We start from the raw sequence: 21,819 nt of genomic DNA, 5'->3' as shown, positions 1-21,819 counted from the left end.
GCATGAAATTTTGCAGCCAGTGCGGCAACCCGGTGACCCAGCGCATTCCCGAAGGCGATTCGCGGCTGCGATTTGTCTGTGACAGCTGTCAGACCATTCACTATCAAAACCCCAATATCGTCGCCGGTTGCGTCGCGACCTGGGGCCGCCAGGTGCTGCTCTGCCGCCGCGCCATCGAGCCACGCCTGGGTTACTGGACGCTGCCCGCCGGTTTCATGGAAAACGGCGAGACCATCGAACAGGCCGCGATTCGCGAAACCGCCGAAGAAGCCTGCGCCCGGGTGCGCAACCTGAGCATCTATACGCTGATCGATGTGCCACACATCAGCCAGGTGCATGTGTTCTTTCGTGCAGAACTGGCCGACCTGGACTTTGCCGCCGGCCCCGAAAGCCTCGAAGTGCAACTATTCGACGAAGCCGACATTCCTTGGGACGAGCTGGCTTTCCGCACGGTGGGGCGTACCTTAGAATGCTTCTTCGCTGACCGTCGCGCCGAAACCTACCCGGTTCGCTCCGAATCGATACCGCCGCTGGCTCAGCCTGCCATCACCTGAAAGCTTCCATAAATAAAATATCTGCGTCACTCCCTGGGGAATCGTTTCAATGCGCTGGTTGCTTGCCCTGCTTTGCCTGTCGTTCGCCACGCTCTCACAAGCGTCCTTCGTGACCACCGTGACGCCCTCGAATACGCCGCTGATCGAAAAAATCCTGGTGCTCAAATCGGCGCATCAACTGCAACTGATCGCCGACGGCAAGCCGATCAAGACCTACCGTATTTCCTTGGGCAAGGGCGCGAAAAAGGGTCCAAAACTGATTGAAGGCGACAAGCGCACCCCGGAAGGTTTTTATTGGATCGACTGGCGCAAGGTCAGTGAAAAATTCAACCTGGCGATGCACATTTCCTACCCGAACATCAGCGATTCGGCGCGCGCCCGGCGTGAAGGCGTCGAGCCTGGCGGGATGATCATGATCCACGGCACTCCGGATTCGGAGGAAACGCCTGAAGACCTGTTCCACACCCTGGACTGGACCGACGGCTGCATCGCCATGCGCAACATGGACATGCGCGAGGTCTGGGGCCTGGTGCCGGACGGCACGATGATCGAGATTCGCCCGTAACGACCCACCACTGGTCACCTGCAAAAAAATAAATCAAAAGATCGCAGCCTGCGACAGCACCTACAGGGGTGATACCACTCTGAACGGTAGGTGCTGCCGCAGGCTGCGATTTTTTGTGTTTTACCGCCCACCAATAATACCACTTCAATACATCACACTCAGAACCCGCCATTTCATTGGGCTGCAGACCATTTCCATGCGTTGACATGGTATTCAAGTGGTATTAATTTCCGCCCCACAAGCGAGCCACAACAATCCTATACTCGCGCCGGAAATGACCTACATGAACGACCTCCAGGCCCTACGCCCAGATGACTCCCAGCCGACGCCGCTGTACCTGCAGCTGGCGCGCAATCTGGAATCGGCCATTCACGCCGGGCAGTGGAAGGCCGAGCAGGCGATGCCGTCCGAGCGCAACCTCAGCGAGTTACTGGGCATCTCCCGGGTCACCGCCCGCAAGGCGCTGGAAGTGCTGCTCGATCAAGGCCTGATCCGTCGCCTGCAAGGTTCCGGCACGTTCATCACGCCACGTCTGGAACAACCGTTGTCGCGCCTCTCGGGCTTCAGCGAAATGCTCCGCCTCAAGGGGTTTGTGCCCAGTTCGCAGTGGCTGGAGCGTGAAGTCACCCTGCCGACCCACGAAGAACTGATCCGTCTGGGCCTGTCGCCGAACGACAAGGTCGCGCGCATGAAACGCCTGCGCAAGGCCGACGACACCGTGATGGCCATCGAGATGAGCACCCTGCCCGCCGCGATCATGCCCAAGCCGCAACTGGTCGGCGACTCGCTCTATGAATACCTCGACGGCATCGGCAAACCGATCGTCCGCGCCCTGCAGCACATTCAGGCGATCAACGCCTCGGACGAGTTTGCCGCGCTGGTCGGCATCGCCCCCGGTACCGCCATGCTGCTGATGACCCGGGTCGGTTATCTGGAAGACAACACGCCGATCGAAGTCACCGACACCTATTGCCGCAACGACTACTACGACTTTGTTGCAGAGCTTCGCCGATAAAGAGCCGCGCGGCTGATCAGGCGCGCCGTCAAACAGCGAGAACCGAAATGTCCGAAGACAACATCCTCACCGCCAGCGGCTGGGTTCGCGGCCGGCTGATCCACGAACACGGCAAAGTCGTGTCGATCGAAGGCGTGCCCTGCGATCCGGCCGACAATGACCTGCCGTATCTGCTGCCGGGCTTCATCGACCTGCACGTCCACGGCGGTGGTGGCAAAGACATCATGGAAGGCGCCAGCGCCTTCGAGACCATCACCAAGACCCACGTGCGCTTCGGCACCACCTCGCTGCTGGCCACCACCATGACCGCACCGAGCGCCGAGATTTCCAGCGTCCTGAAGGAGGTCGGAGAATTCTGCGAACAGCGTCCGAAAGGCGCCGCCCGCGTGCTTGGCGTACACCTCGAAGGCCCGTACATCAATCCCGGCAAACTCGGCGCGCAACCGAACTTCGCGCACACCGCGTTGATGGCCGAAGTCGAAGAGTATCTGGCGCTGGCGCCGATTCGGGTGATCACCATCGCCCCGGAAATCGCCGGTCACGACGCTTTGATCCGCGAGTTGAGCAGCCGTGGTGTGCGCATGCAGATCGGCCACACCCTTGGCAGTTACGAAGAAGGTGTCGCTGCACTCGATGCCGGCGCGACCAGTTTCACTCACCTCTACAACGCCATGAGCCCGCTGCATCACCGCGAACCCGGGATCGTTGGCGCGGCACTGGCCCACGCCACATTCGCCGAGCTGATCCCTGATTTGCTGCACGTGCATCCCGGCGCCATTCGTGTGGCCTTGCGCTCGATTCCGTGCCTGTATTGCGTCACCGATTCGACCGCCGCCGCCGGCATGCCCGACGGTGAATACAAGCTCGGCAGCCACACCGTGACCAAATGCCTGGGCGGCGTGCGTCTGCCCGACGGCACCTTGGCCGGCAGCACCCTGACCATGGATCAGGCCCTGCGCAACCTGGTGAAGATCGGTTTGCCGATCGCCGAAGCCTCGCAGCGTCTGTCGCAATTTCCCGCCGACTACCTCGGCATCACCGAACGCGGGCGCCTGGCACCTGGCGCCTGGGCCGACTGCGTGCGGCTGGATCGCTCACTCACACTGACCGCTGTCATGGTCGAAGGAGAAGACATTGACTTCAAAAATGCTTGAGGAGGCGCTGTCCTCGTTCGAGGCCGTGCAAGCCCAACTGCAACAGCTCGACCCGCAAATGATCGAGATCGCCGGGCGCCTGCGCCGTCAGCCGCCGCAAGTTGCGATGACTGTCGCCCGTGGCAGCTCCGACCACGCGGCGAGCTACTTCGCCTACCTGACCATGCAGCAATTGGGTGTGCCGGTGGCGTCGTTGCCGATGTCGGTGGTGACCATGCAGCAGGCACCGTTGAAGGTCAGCGGCCAGGTCGCGTTTGCGTTTTCGCAATCGGGACAGAGCCCGGATCTGGTCAACAGCCTGCGTCTGTTGCGCAAACGCGGCGCGCTGAGCGTGTCGATGGTCAATGCCGCCGATTCGCCTTTGGAAGCAGCCTGTGAATTCAGCCTGCCACTGCTCGCTGGCACCGAAAGCAGCGTCGCCGCGACCAAGAGCTTCATTGCCACCCTCAGCGCCAGCGCCCGCCTGATCGCGCACTGGAAAGAAGACCGCGAATTACTCGAGGCACACAACGCCCTGCCCGAAGGCCTGCGCGAAGCCGCGCAACAGGACTGGAGCGCCGCCATCGACGCGCTGCGCGATTGCGAACGGCTGATGGTTATCGGCCGTGGCGCAGGCTTTGCCATCGCCCAGGAAGCAGCGCTGAAATTCAAGGAAACCTCGGCGATTCAGGCTGAAGCTTTCAGCAGTGCCGAAGTCCGTCACGGCCCGATGGCCCTGATCGACGAGCACTACCCACTGCTGGTGTTCGCGCCACGTGGTGCCGAGCAGGCCGGTCTGATCAGCCTCGCGGCGGAGATGCGTCAACGCGGCGCCCGTGTATTGCTCGCCGCGCCGGACGACATTCTCGAACGCGACCTGACCCTGAGCCGCGCCGAACACCCGGCCCTCGACCCGATCCTGGCGATCCAGAGTTTCTATGTGATGGCTGCCGGCCTGGCCGTGGCCCGAGGCATGGACCCGGATCAACCGCGCCACCTGAGCAAAGTGACCCGCACGCACTAAGTCCGAATGACTGCACACCTGATGAGACCGAGCCATGCACAACAACAATAAAGAGCTGACCCTCAGCGCCCCGCTCAGCGGCCCGGTGCTCACGCTCGCCAAAGTCCCGGACGCGGTGTTCGCCAGCGGCGCGATGGGTGACGGCATTGCCATCGACCCGATCAACGACACGCTGTATTCGCCGTGCGCAGGGGTGATCATTCACGTCGCCCGCACCGGCCACGCGCTCACGGTGCGTGCCGACAACGGCGCGGAAATCCTCCTGCACCTGGGCCTGGACACCGTTGAACTGAACGGCGAAGGCTTCTCGATGCTGGTCAAGGAAGGTGGCCGCGTCAGCAAGGGTCAGCCTTTGTTGCGCTACGACCTGGACAAGGTCGGCCGGCAATGCAAAAGCCTGGTCAGCCTGTTGATCCTGACCAACAGTCAGGATTTTCAGGTGCGCCCGATCACGCTCAAGGCGGTAAAGGTCGGTGACCCCCTGCTGCACATCGTTGCCCGCAACAGTGCGGCGGCCAATGCTGAAATGCCTGGCGGGCCTGAGGTTCACGGGCATGTGCTGGTGGCTCATCGTGGCGGCCTGCATGCGCGCCCTGCTGCGCTGATTCGCCAGACCGCGCAAGGCTTCAAGAGCCAATCGCAGCTGCACTTCGCTGGCAAATCGGCGCCGTGCAACAGCCTGATCGGGCTGATGGGGTTGGCCGTCGGTGAGCAGGATGAAGTGCAGGTCAGTTGCCAGGGGCCGGACGCCGAAGCCGCGCTGCAAGCGTTGCTCGGCGCATTGGCCACCACGCTGCCCGAGGATCACCACACCGTCGCACCGGTCAGCGCTGCACCACGCAAACGCCCCGCCGAAGCTGGCGTCCTGCAAGGTGTGTGCGCCGCACCGGGACTGGTCGGTGGGCCGCTGTTTCGCCTGAATGCGATCAGTCTGCCGGCGGATACCGGCAATCATGATCCGCGGGTGCAACAACAGGTTCTTGAGTCGGCGTTGAGTCAGGTTCGTAGCGAAATCCACGCCACCCTGACCCAAGCGAAAAAGCACAAGAACGCCGAAGAAGAAGCGATCTTCGCGGCGCATCTGGCACTGCTCGAAGACCCGGCCTTGCTCGACGCCGCACAGCACGCCATCGACCAAGGCGCGGCGGCGACTCACGCCTGGAGCCAGTCGATCGATGTCCAGTGTGACGTGCTGCAACACACCGGCAGCGCACTGTTGGCCGAACGCGCCAATGATCTGCGCGACCTCAAGCAACGCGTGCTGCGTGCGCTGCTTGGCGAAGCCTGGCATTACGAGGTGCCGGCCGGCGCCATCGTTGCCGCGCATGAATTGACGCCGTCGGATCTGCTGCAACTCAGCGCGCAAGGTGTCGCCGGGTTGTGCATGGCCGAGGGCGGCGCGACCTCGCACGTGGCGATTCTGGCGCGGGGCAAGGGTCTGCCGTGCATGGTTGCGCTGGGGTCGGCTTTGCTCGATCAGCCGCAAGGGCAATCAGTGGTGCTGGATGCTGACGGCGGTCGCCTTGAACTGACCCCGAGCGCCGAACGCCTGGCCGAAGTTCAGCAAGCGCAAATCGACCGCCAGCAACGCCGCGACGCACAACAAGCCAAGGCCCACCTGCCCGCCGAAACGCGCAATGGCGTGGCGATCGAAGTGGTCGCCAACGTCGCCTCAAGTGCTGAAGCGGCCGACGCATTCGCCAACGGCGCCGACGGCGTCGGCCTGCTGCGCACCGAATTCCTATTCGTTGACCGCCAAACGGCGCCAGACGTTGAAGAACAGCGCGTCGCCTACCAAGCCGTGCTGGATGCGATGGGCGACCAATCGGTGATCATCCGCACCATCGACGTCGGCGGCGACAAGCAACTCGACTACCTGCCGCTGCCTGCCGAAGCCAACCCGGTGCTCGGCTTGCGCGGCATTCGACTGGCTCAGGCGCGTCCGGAAATCCTCGACCAGCAACTGCGTGCGCTGCTGCAAGTCAGCCCTCTGCGCCGTTGCCGAATCCTGTTGCCGATGGTCACCGAGGTCGATGAACTGCTGCACATCCGTCAACGCGTCGATGCGCTGTGTCTGGAGCTGAGCATCAGCGAGCGCCCGGAAATCGGCGTGATGATCGAAGTCCCCGCCGCCGCGCTGCAAGCCGAGCAACTGGCCGAACACGCCGACTTCCTCTCGATCGGCACCAACGATCTGTCGCAATACACCCTGGCCATGGACCGCGACCACGCAGGTCTGGCCGCCCGGGTCGATGCCCTGCACCCGGCGCTGCTGCGCCTGATCGCCATGACCTGCGCAGGCGCAGCGGTGCACAAGCGTTGGGTCGGTGTCTGCGGCGCCCTCGCCTCCGATCCACTGGCAACACCAGTGCTGATCGGCCTGGGCGTCACCGAACTGTCGGTCAGCCCGGTGCAGATCGGGGAAATCAAGGACCGCGTGCGTCAGTTGCACGAGGCCGAATGCCAACGCCTCAGCCACGACCTGCTCAAACTGAACAGCGCCGCTGCGGTGCGTCACGCCTGCCACCAGCACTGGCCTCTGCACTAACAACAAGCTCTCTATAAAGAGCAGGGAGAAGCACCATGTACCAACTCTTCATCGAAGGCCTGCAACGCCTCGGCCGCGCGCTGATGCTGCCGATCGCGATCCTGCCGATTGCCGGCCTGCTGCTGCGTCTGGGTGACACCGACCTGCTGAACATCGCGATCATCCACGATGCCGGGCAAGTGATCTTCGCCAACCTGGCGATGATTTTCGCCATCGGCATCGCCGTCGGGTTCGCCAAGGACAACAACGGCACCGCCGGCCTCGCCGGAGTAATCGGTTATCTGGTGATGATCTCCACGCTCAAGGTGCTCGATGCGAGCATCAACATGGGCATGCTCGCCGGGATCGTCAGCGGCCTGATGGCTGGTGCGCTGTACAACCGGTTCAAGGACATCAAGCTGCCGGAGTATCTGGCGTTCTTCGGCGGGCGTCGGTTTGTGCCGATCGTCACCGGTTTTGCGGCGGTCGGTCTGGGCGTGGTATTCGGCTACATCTGGCCGCCGATCCAGCATGGCATCAACAGCTTCGGCAGCCTGATGATGGAAAGCGGCAGCTTCGGCGCCTTCGTCTTCGGCGTGTTCAACCGCTTGCTGATCGTCACTGGCCTGCACCACATCCTCAACAACATGGCGTGGTTCGTGTTCGGCAACTTCACCGATCCGACCACAGGTGCGCTGGTGACTGGCGATCTGTCACGCTACTTCGCCGGTGATCCGAAGGGCGGCCAGTTCATGACCGGCATGTTCCCGATGATGATTTTCGGCCTGCCGGCAGCCTGCCTGGCGATGTACCGCAACGCCCTGCCGGAACGGCGCAAAGTGATGGGCGGGATTTTCCTGTCGATGGCCCTGACCTCGTTTTTGACCGGGGTAACCGAACCCATCGAATTCGCCTTCATGTTTTTGGCGCCGCTGTTGTATCTGCTGCATGCGTTGCTGACCGGGTTGTCGATGGCGATTACCAATGCGTTGAACATTCACCTGGGCTTCACGTTCTCTGGCGGTTTTATCGATATGGTGTTGGGTTGGGGACGCTCGACCAATGGCTGGCTGGTGATTCCTGTGGGGCTGGCCTATGCCGTGGTGTATTACGCGGTGTTTGATTTCTGCATTCGTCGCTTCAATCTGAAAACGCCGGGGCGTGAAGATGTTGCGGCGGCCGACAAGGCTGTTCTCACCGAGAACGAGCGCGCTGCGGCCTACATCAAGGCACTCGGTGGCGCAGAGAATCTGGTGACGGTGGGCGCGTGCACCACCCGTCTGCGCCTGGAAATGGTCGATCGCAACAAGGCCTCCGATGCTGACCTGAAAGCACTGGGCGCGATGGCGGTGGTCCGTCCGGGCAAGGGTGGCAGTTTGCAGGTAGTTGTCGGACCGATGGCCGACAGCATTGCTGATGAAATACGCCTCGCCATGCCGGCTCTGGGCCGCGGGCTGGTGCCGGCGCCTGCGGCGGTGGTCGAGGAATCAAAAACCGTACTCGTCACTGCACCGGAAGCTCAGCAGTGGCTGACTGCGTTGGGTGGTAGCGAGAATGTGCTGCAACTGGACTGCATCGCCATGAGCCGAATTCGTCTGCAACTGGCTGATGGCAAAGCATTGTCCGAGGCTCAGTTGAAAGAGCTGGGTTGCCAGGGTGTCAGCCCGTTGGAAGGTGGGGTGTGGCATTTGGTGGTGGGTGACAAGGCAGCGAGTTTGAGTGGGGCACTGGAGGCGCTGGTCAATCGCAGTGAGGTCAGCGCCAAGGTTTGAATCTTCGGCGTCTGGGCGGGCCTCTTCGCGAGCAAGCCCGCTCCCACAGTTTGGATTGAGCGCTGCCAGCCTCAGCTCCCACATTTGGAATGCATTCAACTGTGGGAGCGGGCTTGCTCGCGAAGAACGATGACGCGGTGAGCCTGATGATCAGGTCTGTGGATCAACTCGATCCAGTGCACTGGTTTACCGCGAGCTCGGCAAGCATGACGATTTTGCTGCAGGGCCAGTGCGGTGCTGCGTTGCTGGCTGCTGAGCTCAGTTGCGAATTTGCTGGCCATGGCACTGGCGGAGGCCAACGATTCGTAGGTAGGGCTTGGCGGGTTCGGGGCTGAGGTAGAAATCGAGTGCGCGTTTGATGGCTTCGCGTTTTTTGGCGAGGTAAGTGTTAGGAGTAACGGGTCTAGTGAACTGTTACTTATTACAGTAGACACCATTTTCTGCTCGCCACACCCTACACAGGCAGTCAATCGAACCTGAAAAAATGCCACTCGCAAAACGGGGAACTTATGCACCCTCTTAATAAGTTAATTATAGCCTCGTCGTTTTTTTCTACGTTACAGCTCTGCTCGCCATATGCCTCAGCTGGTGATTGCGAAGACGCTTGGAAAATCAGCAACGCCAAAGGGAGTTGCGAATTGACGGTAGAACCGATTCCTCTCAGCTATCCAAAATCGGGGCTGGAAGAACAAGTGATTTCCTGTGAGATGAATACAAAATGCTTTACAGGAACCACCCATCCGGAGGTCAGCAACAGCTGGAACACACGCGAAATACGGGATTACAATTTTGAAAAATTCGTATTGCCACCGCGCCAGGTAAAAAACCTCAAAAACTGCGGTGGCAGATTAAGATTTACTGATTGTTAATCATGGGGTTCAACCAACCTCCAAACTAACCAGGTATCTACTCCGAATCCATATGAGCCTTGTATAGAGGCAGATTGAAAATGGTTAAATCGCAGGCAACAAAAAACCCGCAGACAATCACTCATCGGCGGGTTTCCTGTTTCAGCAGCAAGAAAGATCAGAAATCCTCCAGCCGCCACACTTCATAAGCCGGCGTCTCGTACGGATGACTGAGCTTCAATGCCGCCACAACAGCCACGATCAACTCATCCGCCACCACAAGCTCAACCTTCCATTCCTCAACCCGCTCAACCTGCCCCGCCTCGCCAATGAACGGCTGACTGCCGTCCAACGGTCGAAACTGGCCCAGACCGAGCACCTGCCACGCGCAGTGGTCATAGTCACCGATCCGCCCACCACCGGCAGCGAACACAGCCCCTTTGACCACTTCGACATGACTGTCAGGAACAAAAAAACCGAGCTTGTACACAGGCCTTAGTTCACCCAGACGCGAGCATTACGGAACATGCGCATCCAAGGAGCGTCCTCGTTCCAGTCTTCCGAACGCCACGAGTTCTGCACGGCGCGGAACACGCGCTCCGGGTGCGGCATCATGATCGTCACGCGACCGTCGCGGCTGGTGAGACCGGTGATCCCGCGCGGCGAACCGTTCGGGTTGGCCGGGTAGGCTTCGGTGACCTTGCCGTGGTTGTCGACGAAACGCATCGCCACGCAACCCGACAGATCGGCTTCCAGCAGTGCCTCTTCGCTGGAGAACTCGGCGTGACCTTCACCGTGAGCAATGGCGATCGGCATACGCGAACCGGCCATGCCTTGCAGGAAGATCGAGTTCGACTCCTGGATCTGCACCATCGCCACGCGCGCTTCGAACTGCTCGGAGCGGTTACGCACGAAGTGCGGCCAGAACTCGCTGCCCGGGATCAGCTCGTGCAGGTTGGACATCATCTGGCAACCGTTGCACACGCCGAGGGTGAAGCTGTCGTTACGTTCGAAGAAGCCCTGGAACGCATCGCGGGCACGGCTGTTGAACAGTGCCGACTTGGCCCAGCCTTCACCGGCGCCGAGTACGTCGCCATAAGAGAAACCACCGCACGCTACCAGACCTTTGAACTCGTTCAGGTCGACGCGGCCGGCCAGAATGTCGCTCATGTGCACGTCGATCGCATTGAAACCGGCGCGGTCGAACGCGGCCGCCATTTCCACCTGACCGTTTACGCCCTGCTCGCGCAGCACGGCAACCTGTGGGCGGATGCCTTTCTTGATGTAAGGCGCGGCGATGTCCTGGTTGACGTCGTAGCTCAGCTTGACGCTCAGGCCCGGGTTGTCTTCTTCCAGCAGCACGTCGAACTCTTGCTCGGCGCAGTCGGCGTTGTCACGCAGACGCTGGATCTGGTAGCTGGTTTCAGCCCAGGTACGCTGCAGCAGACGGCGCTGACCTTCGAACACGGTGTCACCGTTGAAGGTGATGTTGATCTGGCCGTTGTTCATTGGCTGACCGATCACCGACACGCAGTCGCCCAGACCGGCCGCGCTGAATTGCGCGAGGATGTCTGGCGTGGCGTCCTGACGAACCTGGATCACGGCACCCAGTTCTTCGTTGAACAGAATGGCGGCGATTTCTGCCGAGGACTCGGCAACGCTGTCCAGGTTCAGGCTCAGGCCGCAGTGGCCGGCGAAGGCCATTTCCACCACGGAAGTCAGCAAACCACCGTCGGAACGGTCGTGGTAAGCCAGCAGGTGACCGTCGGCGTTGAGGCCCTGGATCACTGCGAAGAAGGCTTTCAGGTCTTCGGCGTCATCGACGTCCGGCGCGTGTTTGCCGAGCTTGCCGTGAACCTGTGCCAGGATCGAAGCGCCCATACGGTTCTGACCGCGACCGAGGTCGATCAGGATCAGGTCGGTGGTGCCCTTGTCCATGCGCAGTTCCGGGGTCAGGGTCTGACGGATGTCAGCCACTGGCGCGAAACCGGTCACGATCAGCGACATCGGCGAGGTCACGGTTTTTTCTTCGCCGTTGTCGTTCCAGCGGGTGGCCATGGACATCGAGTCCTTGCCCACCGGAATGGTGATACCCAGCTCAGGACACAATTCCATGCCGACCGCTTTCACGGTGTCGTACAGACGCGCGTCTTCGCCCGGGTGACCGGCAGCCGACATCCAGTTCGCCGACAGTTTGATGTCGGAGATCTTGTTGATGCGCGACGCAGCGATGTTGGTCAGGGTTTCACCGATGGCCATGCGGCCCGAAGCCGGGGCGTCCAGCAGTGCCAGCGGAGTACGCTCGCCCATCGCCATCGCTTCGCCGGTGTAGACGTCGAAACTGGTGGCGGTGACGGCAACGTCGGCCACCGGAACCTGCCATGGGCCGACCATTTGGTCACGGGCCACGAGGCCGGTGATGGTGCGGTCGCCGATGGTGATCAGGAAGCTCTTGCTCGCAACGGCCGGGTGGTGCAGAACGCGCTCGATGGATTCGGTGATGTCGAGGTTCGACGGATCGAAGTCATCGCCCAGCTCGGCTTCGCGAACCACCGAACGGTGCATGCGCGGGGCCTTGCCCAGCAACACTTCCAGTGGCATGTCCACCGGGTTGTTGCCGAAGTGGCTGTCGGTCACGGTCAGTTGCGGTTCGGCGGTCGCCTCGCCCACTACGGCAAACGGGCAACGCTCACGTTCGCAGATCGCCTGGAAGCGCTCGAAGTCAGCCGGGCCGACGGCCAGAACGTAACGTTCCTGGGATTCGTTGGACCAGATTTCGTGCGGGGCCATGCCCGGCTCGTCGTTTGGAATGTTGCGCAGTTCGAAACGGCCACCGCGGTCGCCGTCGTTGACCAGTTCCGGGAAGGCGTTGGACAGACCGCCCGCACCCACGTCGTGGATGAAGCTGATCGGGTTTTTGTCGCCCAGTTGCCAGCAACGGTCGATGACTTCCTGGCAGCGACGCTCCATTTCAGGGTTTTCACGCTGCACGGAAGCGAAGTCGAGATCCGCCGAGCTGGTGCCGGTGGCCATCGAGGAAGCGGCGCCGCCGCCCAGACCGATCAGCATCGCCGGGCCGCCGAGCACGATCAGCTTGGAGCCAACGACGATCTCGCCTTTCTTGACGTGTTCTTCGCGGATGTTGCCCATGCCGCCAGCGAGCATGATCGGCTTGTGGTAACCGCGAACTTCGTCACCGTGCGGAGTGGTGATCGATTGTTCGAAGGTACGGAAGTAGCCAGTCAGGGCCGGACGGCCGAATTCGTTGTTGAACGCGGCACCGCCCAGCGGGCCTTCGATCATGATGTCCAGTGCGGTAACGATGCGCTCAGGCTTGCCGTACGGCACTTCCCACGGCTGTTCGAAGCCCGGGATCTGCAGGTTGGACACGGTGAAACCGGTCAGGCCGGCCTTTGGCTTGGCGCCACGACCGGTTGCACCTTCGTCACGGATCTCGCCGCCGGAACCGGTGGATGCGCCCGGGAACGGAGCGATCGCCGTCGGGTGGTTGTGGGTTTCAACCTTCATCAGGATGTGCACCGGCTCCTGCACCGCGCCGTACTGGCGGGTCTCGGGATTCGGGAAGAAGCGGCCGGCCACGTTGCCGACAATCACCGAGGCGTTGTCCTTATAAGCCGACAGAACGCCTTCGCTGTGCATCACGTAGGTGTTCTTGATCATGCCGAACAGGCTTTTTTCCTGGCTCTGGCCGTCGATGTCCCAACTGGCGTTGAAGATCTTGTGGCGGCAGTGCTCGGAGTTGGCCTGGGCAAACATCATCAGTTCGATGTCGTGCGGGTTGCGCTTGAGACCGGTGAAGGCGTTGACCAGGTAATCGATCTCGTCTTCGGCCAGGGCCAGGCCCAGCTCGGTGTTGGCCTTTTCCAGCGCGGCGCGGCCGCCACCGAGGATGTCGATCGCGGTCAGCGGTTTCGGCTCGGCGTGGCTGAACAGACCGGCGGCCTGTTCCAGGTTGCCCAGCACGATCTGGGTCATGCGGTCATGTAGCACGTCGGCGATCTGCTGAGCTTCAGCGTCGCTGAACTGGCCGGCCACGTAGAACGCGATACCGCGCTCCAGGCGCTGGATTTTGCTCAGGCCGCAGTTGCGGGCGATGTCGCTGGCCTTGCTCGACCATGGCGAGATGGTGCCGAAACGCGGCAACACCAGAAACAGACGGCCGGTCGGCTCTTGTACCGGAACGCTTGGACCGTACTTCAGAAGGCGCGCAAGCACCTGCTGTTCGTCGCCGGTCAGGACGCCGGTGACTTCGGCGAAGTGAGCGAATTCAGCATACAGGCCACTGACAGCTGGAACCTTCTGGCTCAGTTGCTCAAGGAGTTTGCTGTGGCGAAAGGCAGAAAGGGCAGGAGCGCCGCGCAGGATCAACATCTTCGGGACAGCCTCGGGAAGGGGTGTGCTTTGAGGCCGTGCATTCTAGCCTAAACCGCCCTCAACATCACCCGAAACGCTACGCACGGTTGCACTCGGATATCAATCTGTGTTTCTGCCTTTGAAGTCAAATTTCGAGGGTGTGCGGGCAGCGCTTATTTTTTCTGTCACAAAATGTCCTCGAGCCCCATTCCTGTGGGGTTTCAGCCGGTTTTGTGATCGCTAGCAGACAAGCCCTTCACTGTCGAGATATGGCGCCCGTGGCCGTTTGCGTATACTGCGCAGATGTTTTTCCCAACGGCTTTGCGTCCGCGGTACGCCAAATGGCTGATCGCAACCGGACTCTTCCTGGTGCTCGGTGGCTGTGTTGATAAACCCAACACACTCGAGCGCGTAAAGGAGGATGGTGTGCTGCGGGTGATTACCCGTAACAGCCCCGCCACCTACTTTCAGGATCGCAGCGGTGAAACCGGCTTCGAATACGAGCTGGTGAAGCGTTTCGCCGACGATTTGGGGGTCGAGCTGAAAATCGAGACCGCCGACAACCTCGACGACCTGTTCAACCAGATCGGCAAACCGAACGGCCCGGTATTGGCCGCAGCCGGCCTGGTCAGCAGCGAAGATCGCAAGAAACAGGTGCGGTTCTCCCACTCTTACCTCGAAGTCACGCCGCAGATCATCTATCGCAACGGTCAGTCACGGCCAACCGATCCCGGCGATCTGGTCGGCAAGAAGATCATGGTGCTCAAGGGCAGCACCCACGCCGAACAGTTGGCGGAGCTGAAAAAGAAATTCCCCGGCATCGAATACGAAGAATCCGACGCGGTGGAAGTGGTCGACCTGTTGCGCATGGTCGATGAAGGCCAGATCGATCTGACCCTCGTCGATTCCAATGAAGTGGCGATGAACCAGGTGTACTTCACCAACATTCGCGTAGCCTTCGACCTCGGCGATGCACGCAGCCAGAGCTGGGCCGTGGCCCCGGGCGAAGACAACAGCCTGCTCAACGAGATCAACGCCTACCTCGACAAAGTGCAGAAAAACGGCACCCTGCAACGTCTGAAAGACCGCTACTACGGCCACGTCGATGTCCTCGGCTACATGGGCGCCACCACCTTCGCCCAGCACTTGCAGCAGCGCCTGCCAAAATACGAACAGCACTTCAAGACCTACGCCAAGAAAGAGAAAGTCGACTGGCGCCTGCTGGCGGCCATCGGCTATCAGGAATCGCTGTGGCAACCGGCGGTCACCTCGAAAACCGGCGTGCGCGGCCTGATGATGCTGACGCAGAACACTGCCCAGGCGATGGGCGTATCAAACCGTCTCGATCCCAAGCAAAGCATCATGGGCGGCGCCAAGTATCTGGCCTACATGAAGGATCAGCTCGATGATTCGATTCAGGAGCCGGACCGCACCTGGTTCGCGCTGGCGGCTTACAACGTCGGCAGCGGTCACCTTGATGACGCACGCAAACTCGCATCCCGCGAAGGTCTGAACCCGGATAAGTGGCTGGATGTGAAGAAGATGCTGCCACGCCTGTCGCAGAAGCAGTGGTACAGCAAGACCCGCTACGGCTACGCCCGTGGCGGCGAGCCGGTGCACTTCGTGGCGAACATCCGTCGCTACTACGACATCCTGACCTGGGTGACCCAGCCGCAGCTTGAAGGCGATCAGGTGGCCGAGGGCAATCTGCATGTGCCGGGGATCGACAAGTCCAAGCCGGCGCAGGAAAACCCGCCGCTCTAGTCCAGCCACCCCAAATCAAATGTGGGGGCGGTGATGCGGCAATCCGACTTGCTCGCGAAAGACATCTGACAGCCAACGGAATCGTTGAATGTCAAAGCGCTTTCGCGAGCAAGCCCGCTCCCACATTATTTTGTGCAAATGTTTAGGCCTTTGCAGCCGCCAGGATCAGCGCCTTCATTTCCGATACGGCAGACTTGAATCCGACGAACAACGCATGCGCCACCAGCGCGTGGCCGATGTTCAATTCGTTGATGCCCTTGATCGCCGCCACGGCTTCGACGTTGTGGTAGTGCAGGCCATGGCCGGCATTGACGATCAGGCCCTGCGCCAGACCAAACGCCACGCCGTCCGCCACACGCTTGAGCTCTTCAGCGACTTCGGTCGGCGTTTGCGCATCGGCATAACGCCCGGTGTGCAGCTCGATGGCCGGTGCGCCCACGCGCTTGGATGCGGCGATCTGACGTTCATCCGCATCGATGAACAGCGACACTTCACTGCCGATCTTCGACAGACGCTCGACCGCTGCCTTGATGCGCTCTTCCTGCCCCGCTACATCCAGACCACCTTCGGTGGTCAGCTCCTGACGGGTTTCCGGCACCAGGCAGATGTGCGCCGGACGGATGCGCTCGGCGAACGCCATCATCTCTTCGGTGACGCCCATTTCGAAGTTCATGCGGGTCTGCAGCACGTCCTTGAGCAACAGCACGTCGCGTTCCTGAATGTGCCGGCGGTCTTCACGCAGGTGCACGGTGATGCCGTCGGCACCCGCCTCTTCTGCGTCCAGCGCCGCCTTGACCGGATCCGGATAGCGCGTGCCACGGGCCTGACGCAGGGTGGCGACGTGGTCGATGTTCACGCCAAGAAGAATGCGATTGCTGGTGGTCACGGATGCGCGCTCCTGAAGAAAAAGATTCGGCGCACAGCATACACGGGGCTAGGGTTTGCGAAACAGCTCGCGACTGACGAGGGGCCGACCGCCGAGGTGAACGGCCAGTGCCTGACGCATCAACCGCTTGGCCGCGGACAGTGCGCCGGGGGCGGTCCAGTCGGCTTCGGCCATGGCCAGTAATTCAACGCCATTGAACAGACCGGGTTGCAACAGGAAAACCCGCTCCAGTCCCGCGTCCACTTGCAGGCGATAGAGGCCATCCGGCGCGACGGGCTCACCGTGAATATCAGTGTTCAGGGAAAAGCCGTAACCGAGATCGTCCAGCAGTCGCCATTCGAAGGAGCGCAGCAGTGGCTCCAACGGACGGCCTTCGGCCAATGCCAGCAAGGTCGCGGCATAGTGATCGAATACACCGGGGTGCGGGTCTTCGGCGGGCAGCAAGCGGATCAGTAACTCATTCAGATAGAGCCCGCTGAACAGCGCCTCGCCGTTAAGCCACGCTGAAGTCCCAGAACTCTCCATGCGCCCGACATTCTTCAACTCACCCTTGCCACGAAACTCGACTTCCAGCGACACGAAGGGCCGCGCCAACGTCCCGGCCTTGCCCCGCGCACTGCGCAACACTGCCCGCAGCCGCCCTTGCGGCGTCAGGAAGTCCACCAGCGCGCTGGTTTCGCGGTAGGCGCGCGAATGCAGAACGTAGGCGGGTTGGGCGAGAGGTGGGGTTTGCGACATGAAGTTCTCGATGAAGAAACGCAGGTTTACTCACAACCCAAAACTACTGTGGGAGCGGGGTCGCTCGCGAAAGCGCTGAATCAGTCAAAGTATATGTCGACTGACACTGCGCATTCGCGAGCAAGCCCGCTCCCACAGGGGGTTCTCTGGTGTAACAGAAAACCGGTGTTACAGGTCGCCGTAACCCAGCGAACGCAATGCACGCTCGTCGTCGGACCAGCCGCCCTTCACCTTGACCCACAGGTTGAGCATGATCTTGGAGTCGAACAGCAACTCCATGTCCTTGCGCGCTTCGGTGCCGATGCGTTTGATGCGCTCGCCCTTGTCGCCAATGATGATCTTCTTCTGACCGTCACGCTCGACGAGGATCAGCGCGTGAATGTGCAGGGTCTTGCCCTGCTGCTTGAACTCTTCGATTTCCACGGTGATCTGGTACGGCAACTCGGCGCCCATCTGGCGCATGATTTTCTCGCGCACCAGCTCAGCGGCGAGGAAACGGCTGCTGCGGTCGGTGATCTGGTCTTCCGGGAAGAAGTGATCGTTCTCCGGCAGATGATCGGCGATGACCTTTTCCAGCGCATCGAGGTTATGCCCGTGCTGCGCCGAAATCGGGATGATCTGCGCGTTCGGCAGCTGTTCCTGCAACCACGACAGGTGCGGCATCAGCTCGGCCTTGTCTTCGATGCGGTCGGTCTTGTTCAGCGCGACGATCAGCGGGCCGGTCACGTACTGCACGCGCTCCAGGACCATCTGGTCTTCTTCGGTCCACTTGGTGCGGTCGACCACGAAGATCACCACGTCGACGTCTTTCAACGCCGCCGAAGCGGTCTTGTTCATGTAACGGTTGAGGGCCTTTTCGCCACCCTTGTGCATGCCGGGGGTGTCGACGTAGATCGCCTGCACGTCACCTTCGGTCTTGATCCCGAGCATGTTGTGACGGGTGGTCTGCGGCTTGCGCGAGGTGATCGCCAGCTTCTGCCCCAAAATGTGGTTCAGCAGCGTGGACTTGCCCACGTTGGGACGGCCGACGATGGCAACGTAGCCACAGCGAGTTGCGTTTGTATCAGTCATTGCCATTCTCCACGCCCAGGGCAATCAATGCTGCGGCGGCCGCTACCTGTTCGGCAATACGACGGCTCACACCCTGACCTCGGCTTTTTTCATTCAATAAGACCACTTCGCATTCGACGAAGAAGGTACGGCAGTGCGGCTCACCCTGGATATCCACCACTTCGTAGCGTGGCAGTTCGCAACCGCGCGATTGCAGGTGTTCCTGCAGACGGGTCTTGGGATCCTTGTTGGTGTCGACCAGCGTCAAGCCTTCGAACTCACCGGCCAGCCAGGCCAGTACACGCTCGCGGGCGACATCCATGCCGGCGTCGAGGTAGATCGCACCGATCAACGCCTCGAGGGCATCGGCCAGAATCGACTCGCGTCGGAAGCCGCCACTTTTCAGTTCGCCCGAACCCAGCCGCAGGTAATCACCCAGGTCGAAACCACGGGCCAGCACGGCCAGTGTCTCACCCTTGACCAGGCGCGCGCGCAAACGCGACAACTGGCCTTCGCGGGCCAGCGGGAAGCGATCGAACAGCGCCTCGCCGGCAACGAAGTTGAGGATGGCATCGCCGAGGAATTCCAGGCGTTCGTTGTTACGCCCGGCAAAGCTGCGGTGCGTGAGGGCCAGCAGCATCAGCTCCTGATCCTTGAAGGTGTAACCGAGCTGGCGCTCGAGACGGCTTAGAGAAACGCTCACGGTTTACCCACGCTGAGTTCGTGGCTGGATTCCACCGCCATCGCCGGGGTACGGCGCAGGCCTGGGACAATTAACGCTGTGTTCAAAAATTACGTCCTGAATATCGTGGCTTCATGCCCTGGCGCCGATTTGTGTCGACTCCAGAAATGCATTCGGCGCTGTGGTCAACAGCGCCGTGATTGATTACTTGATCAGGCCAACCCGCGAGAAATTCGGCAGGTGGCTGAGTTTCGGTTCCGGCCAGCTCATCCAGACAGCGAAGGCTTTGCCGACGATATTCTGGTCGGGAACCATGCCCAGCAGATCCTTGGGAATGTTCGGATCATCCCAGTAGCGACTGTCGTTGGAGTTGTCGCGGTTGTCGCCCATCATGAAGTAATGGCCGGCCGGGACAGTCCAGGTATGGTCCGGGGTCGCGCGGTAGCGGCTCATTTCCTTGCGGATCAGGTGCTCGGCCGCGCCGAGTTTTTCCTTGTAGAGCTCGGCACTGCCCAGCGTGCCCGGCTCGGAGCCGACCAGTTGCTCGGCAATCGACTCGCCATTGACCAACAGGCGCTTGTCGGCGGTGTAACGTACCGTGTCGCCCGGCAGGCCGACTACACGCTTGATGTAGTTGACGTTCGGGTCGCTCGGGTAGCGGAACACCATCACATCGCCACGCTGTGGATCACCGACTTCGATGATTTTCTTGTCGATCACCGGCAGGCGGATCCCGTAAGAAAACTTGTTCACCAGAATGAAGTCGCCGACGTCCAGGGTCGGTTTCATCGAGCCGGACGGGATCTGGAACGGTTCCACCAGGAACGAACGCAGCACCAGCACGATGAACAACACCGGAAAGAACGACTTGCCGTATTCGACCAGCAACGGCTCTTTGTTCAGTTTCTCGACCACCACGGGCTCGGGCTGGCTGACACTGCCTTGATAAGAGGCAATGGCAGCACGCCGACGCGGCGCCAGGAACAGCAGATCGAGCAACGCCAACAGGCCGCAGACGAACACGGCGATGACCAGCAACAGCGGGAAATTTAGTGACATAGGACCTGACTATTCCAACCTGAGCACGGCAAGGAAGGCTTCTTGTGGAATTTCCACGTTGCCGACCTGCTTCATGCGTTTCTTACCGGCCTTTTGCTTTTCAAGCAGCTTTTTCTTACGGCTTACGTCACCGCCGTAGCATTTGGCCAATACGTTCTTTCTGAGCGCCTTGACGGTTGTCCGGGCAACAATCTGACCGCCAATGGCAGCCTGGATGGCCACGTCGAACATCTGACGAGGAATCAGTTCTTTCATCTTCTCGGTCAACTGGCGACCTTTGAAGTGCGAATTGTCACGGTGCACGATCAACGCCAGGGCGTCGACTTTGTCACCGTTGATCAGCACGTCCAGTTTCACCAGATTAGCCGATTGGTAACGATCGAAATGGTAATCCAGCGAAGCATAGCCGCGGCTGGTGGATTTGAGACGGTCGAAGAAGTCCAGGACCACTTCGTTCATCGGCAAATCGTAAGTGACCTGCACCTGATTACCGAGGAACAGCATGTCGACCTGCACACCGCGTTTCTCGATGCACAGGGTGATGACGTTGCCCAGGTGTTCCTGCGGAACCAGGATGTTGGCGCGCACGATTGGCTCGCGCATGTCTTCGATGGCCGACACATCCGGAAGCTTGGAGGGGTTGTCGACGTAAATCGTTTCACCGGTTTTCAGCACCAGCTCGAAAATTACCGTTGGCGCGGTGGTGATCAGGTCCAGGTCGTATTCGCGCTCCAGGCGCTCCTGGATGATCTCCATGTGCAGCATGCCGAGGAACCCGCAACGGAAGCCGAAGCCCAGTGCGTCGGAGCTCTCCGGGGTGTACTGCAGCGACGAGTCGTTCAGGGTCAGTTTCTGCAGCGCTTCGCGGAAGTCCTCGAAGTCGTCGGAGCTGACCGGGAACAGACCGGCGTAAACCTGTGGCTGAATGCGTTTGAAGCCCGGCAGTACCGGAACGTCCGGCGTGGAGCTCAGGGTCAGGGTGTCACCGACCGGCGCACCGTGAATGTCCTTGATGCTGGCGATGATGAAGCCCACTTCGCCGGCCTTGAGGTCGACAGTGGCGGTGTGCTTCGGATTGAACACGCCGACGCTGTCGACCAGGTGCACCTTGCCGGTGGACTTGACCAGGATCTTGTCGCCCTTCTTCACGCGGCCATGACGCACGCGCACCAGGGAGACAACGCCCAGGTAGTTGTCGAACCAGGAGTCGATGATCAACGCTTGCAGCGGATCTTCGATGTTGCCGGTCGGTGCAGGAATGGTTGCGACCAGACGCTCGAGCACTTCGTCGACACCCAGGCCGGTCTTGGCGCTGCAGGTGACGGCGTCGGTGGCGTCGATGCCGATGATCTTCTCGATCTCGTCCTTGACGCGGTCCGGCTCGGCCTGTGGCAGGTCGATCTTGTTCAGTACCGGCATGACCTCAAGGCCCTGCTCGATCGCGGTGTAGCAGTTGGCCACGGACTGGGCTTCAACACCCTGACCGGCATCGACCACCAGCAACGCACCTTCACACGCGGCCAGGGAACGGCTGACTTCGTAGGTGAAGTCGACGTGGCCCGGGGTGTCAATGAAGTTCAGCTGGTAGGTGACGCCATCTTTGGCTTTGTAATAGAGGGTAACGCTGTGGGCCTTGATGGTGATCCCGCGTTCGCGCTCCAGATCCATGGAATCCAGTACCTGGGCTTCCATTTCACGCTCGGCCAGGCCACCGCACATCTGGATGAAACGGTCAGCCAGCGTCGACTTGCCATGGTCAATGTGGGCGATGATGGAGAAATTGCGGATATGACTCAAATCACTCACGGATCAACACTCAAAAAGGCTG

General features: G+C 60.7%; 17 protein-coding genes and 1 pseudogene. 9 read left to right on the top strand and 9 right to left on the bottom strand.

The annotated features are described in order from the left end of the window. Positions 1–2 precede the first annotated feature (2 nt). The 7 genes from U862_RS0120785 to nagE all read left to right on the top strand — a co-directional run bounded on the left by U862_RS0120785 (position 3) and on the right by nagE (position 8,590). Positions 3–554, top strand: a complete 552-nt coding sequence (locus tag U862_RS0120785; RefSeq protein WP_025112180.1) for an NUDIX hydrolase — start codon at positions 3–5, stop codon at positions 552–554. A gap of 49 nt (positions 555–603) precedes the next feature. After that, positions 604–1,119, top strand: a complete 516-nt coding sequence (locus U862_RS0120780) for a murein L,D-transpeptidase family protein (RefSeq protein WP_025112179.1) — start codon at positions 604–606, stop codon at positions 1,117–1,119. Positions 1,120–1,402: 283 nt separating this feature from the next. Further along, positions 1,403–2,134 (top strand): GntR family transcriptional regulator, encoded by a 732-nt coding sequence (locus tag U862_RS0120775; protein WP_025112178.1) that lies wholly within the window; start codon positions 1,403–1,405, stop codon positions 2,132–2,134. 47 nt (positions 2,135–2,181) lie between these two features. Next, entirely contained in the window at positions 2,182–3,288 is a 1,107-nt protein-coding gene (gene nagA, locus U862_RS0120770) for an N-acetylglucosamine-6-phosphate deacetylase (RefSeq protein WP_025112177.1), read from the top strand. After that, entirely contained in the window at positions 3,269–4,291 is a 1,023-nt protein-coding gene (locus U862_RS0120765) for an SIS domain-containing protein (protein ID WP_025112176.1), read from the top strand. Before nagA ends, U862_RS0120765 begins: the two co-directional genes overlap by 20 nt. Before the next feature lie 34 nt (positions 4,292–4,325). Then, positions 4,326–6,839: a phosphoenolpyruvate--protein phosphotransferase gene (gene ptsP, locus U862_RS0120760; RefSeq protein WP_025112175.1), complete on the top strand. Its 2,514-nt coding sequence runs from the start codon at positions 4,326–4,328 to the stop codon at positions 6,837–6,839. A gap of 35 nt (positions 6,840–6,874) precedes the next feature. Then, positions 6,875–8,590 carry an N-acetylglucosamine-specific PTS transporter subunit IIBC gene (gene nagE / locus U862_RS0120755; protein WP_025112174.1) on the top strand — a complete coding sequence of 572 codons (1,716 nt, stop codon included), beginning with the start codon at positions 6,875–6,877 and terminating at the stop codon, positions 8,588–8,590. 150 nt (positions 8,591–8,740) lie between these two features. Here the strand turns inward: nagE and U862_RS31215 are convergent. Beyond that, positions 8,741–8,971, bottom strand: a pseudogene (locus U862_RS31215) (DUF6124 family protein); the annotation flags it as partial. Positions 8,972–9,228: 257 nt separating this feature from the next. Here U862_RS31215 and U862_RS30800 point away from each other — a divergent pair. After that, positions 9,229–9,459: a hypothetical protein gene (locus U862_RS30800; protein WP_157836081.1), complete on the top strand. Its 231-nt coding sequence runs from the start codon at positions 9,229–9,231 to the stop codon at positions 9,457–9,459. A 157-nt stretch (positions 9,460–9,616) separates the two neighbouring features. Here the strand turns inward: U862_RS30800 and U862_RS0120745 are convergent, their stop codons facing one another. Together U862_RS0120745 and purL are read right to left on the bottom strand one after the other, a co-directional pair. After that, positions 9,617–9,928, bottom strand: a complete 312-nt coding sequence (locus U862_RS0120745) for a YqfO family protein (RefSeq protein ID WP_025112172.1) — start codon at positions 9,926–9,928, stop codon at positions 9,617–9,619. 5 nt (positions 9,929–9,933) lie between these two features. Further along, positions 9,934–13,830 carry a phosphoribosylformylglycinamidine synthase gene (gene purL, locus U862_RS0120740; protein ID WP_025112171.1) on the bottom strand — a complete coding sequence of 1,299 codons (3,897 nt, stop codon included), beginning with the start codon at positions 13,828–13,830 and terminating at the stop codon, positions 9,934–9,936. Positions 13,831–14,115: 285 nt separating this feature from the next. Here purL and mltF point away from each other — a divergent pair, with 285 nt between their 5' ends. Next, positions 14,116–15,576 carry a membrane-bound lytic murein transglycosylase MltF gene (gene mltF / locus U862_RS0120735; protein WP_081794904.1) on the top strand — a complete coding sequence of 487 codons (1,461 nt, stop codon included), beginning with the start codon at positions 14,116–14,118 and terminating at the stop codon, positions 15,574–15,576. 142 nt (positions 15,577–15,718) lie between these two features. Here the strand turns inward: mltF and pdxJ are convergent, their stop codons facing one another. The 6 genes from pdxJ to lepA all read right to left on the bottom strand — a co-directional run bounded on the left by pdxJ (position 15,719) and on the right by lepA (position 21,797). Next, entirely contained in the window at positions 15,719–16,462 is a 744-nt protein-coding gene (gene pdxJ / locus U862_RS0120730; RefSeq protein WP_025112169.1) for a pyridoxine 5'-phosphate synthase, read from the bottom strand. 48 nt (positions 16,463–16,510) lie between these two features. Beyond that, entirely contained in the window at positions 16,511–17,200 is a 690-nt protein-coding gene (gene recO, locus U862_RS0120725; RefSeq protein WP_025112168.1) for a DNA repair protein RecO, read from the bottom strand. Positions 17,201–17,368: 168 nt separating this feature from the next. Further along, complete coding sequence (gene era / locus U862_RS0120720; RefSeq protein WP_003221935.1) at positions 17,369–18,271, bottom strand: GTPase Era; 903 nt, start codon at positions 18,269–18,271, stop codon at positions 17,369–17,371. Continuing rightward, positions 18,264–18,953, bottom strand: a complete 690-nt coding sequence (rnc, locus tag U862_RS0120715; protein ID WP_024011703.1) for a ribonuclease III — start codon at positions 18,951–18,953, stop codon at positions 18,264–18,266. Before rnc ends, era begins: the two co-directional genes overlap by 8 nt. 183 nt (positions 18,954–19,136) lie before the next feature. After that, a complete protein-coding gene (gene lepB, locus U862_RS0120710; RefSeq protein WP_025112167.1) occupies positions 19,137–19,991 on the bottom strand; it encodes a signal peptidase I in 855 nt (284 codons plus the stop codon). Positions 19,992–20,000: 9 nt separating this feature from the next. Continuing rightward, a complete protein-coding gene (gene lepA / locus U862_RS0120705) occupies positions 20,001–21,797 on the bottom strand; it encodes a translation elongation factor 4 (RefSeq protein ID WP_025112166.1) in 1,797 nt (598 codons plus the stop codon). Positions 21,798–21,819 lie beyond the last annotated feature (22 nt).

It is taken from the genome of Pseudomonas sp. H1h (assembly GCF_000633255.1).
In the GTDB taxonomy this organism is placed as follows: Bacteria; Pseudomonadota; Gammaproteobacteria; order Pseudomonadales; family Pseudomonadaceae; genus Aquipseudomonas.
The sequence above is the reverse complement of the archived record's forward strand: the minus strand, read 5'-3'. Positions and strand labels throughout refer to the sequence as shown.

Bases quoted from the DNA above. Each gene is read 5' to 3' on its own strand.
- U862_RS0120785 (WP_025112180.1), top strand. From the start codon at position 3: ATGAAATTTTGCAGCCAGTGCGGCAACCCGGTGACCCAGCGCATTCCC.
- U862_RS0120780 (WP_025112179.1), top strand. From the start codon at position 604: ATGCGCTGGTTGCTTGCCCTGCTTTGCCTGTCGTTCGCCACGCTCTCA.
- U862_RS0120775 (WP_025112178.1), top strand. From the start codon at position 1,403: ATGAACGACCTCCAGGCCCTACGCCCAGATGACTCCCAGCCGACGCCG.
- nagA (WP_025112177.1), top strand. From the start codon at position 2,182: ATGTCCGAAGACAACATCCTCACCGCCAGCGGCTGGGTTCGCGGCCGG.
- ptsP (WP_025112175.1), top strand. From the start codon at position 4,326: ATGCACAACAACAATAAAGAGCTGACCCTCAGCGCCCCGCTCAGCGGC.
- nagE (WP_025112174.1), top strand. From the start codon at position 6,875: ATGTACCAACTCTTCATCGAAGGCCTGCAACGCCTCGGCCGCGCGCTG.
- purL (WP_025112171.1), bottom strand. From the start codon at position 13,830: ATGTTGATCCTGCGCGGCGCTCCTGCCCTTTCTGCCTTTCGCCACAGC.
- mltF (WP_081794904.1), top strand. From the start codon at position 14,116: ATGTTTTTCCCAACGGCTTTGCGTCCGCGGTACGCCAAATGGCTGATC.
- recO (WP_025112168.1), bottom strand. From the start codon at position 17,200: ATGTCGCAAACCCCACCTCTCGCCCAACCCGCCTACGTTCTGCATTCG.
- era (WP_003221935.1), bottom strand. From the start codon at position 18,271: ATGACTGATACAAACGCAACTCGCTGTGGCTACGTTGCCATCGTCGGC.
- lepB (WP_025112167.1), bottom strand. From the start codon at position 19,991: ATGTCACTAAATTTCCCGCTGTTGCTGGTCATCGCCGTGTTCGTCTGC.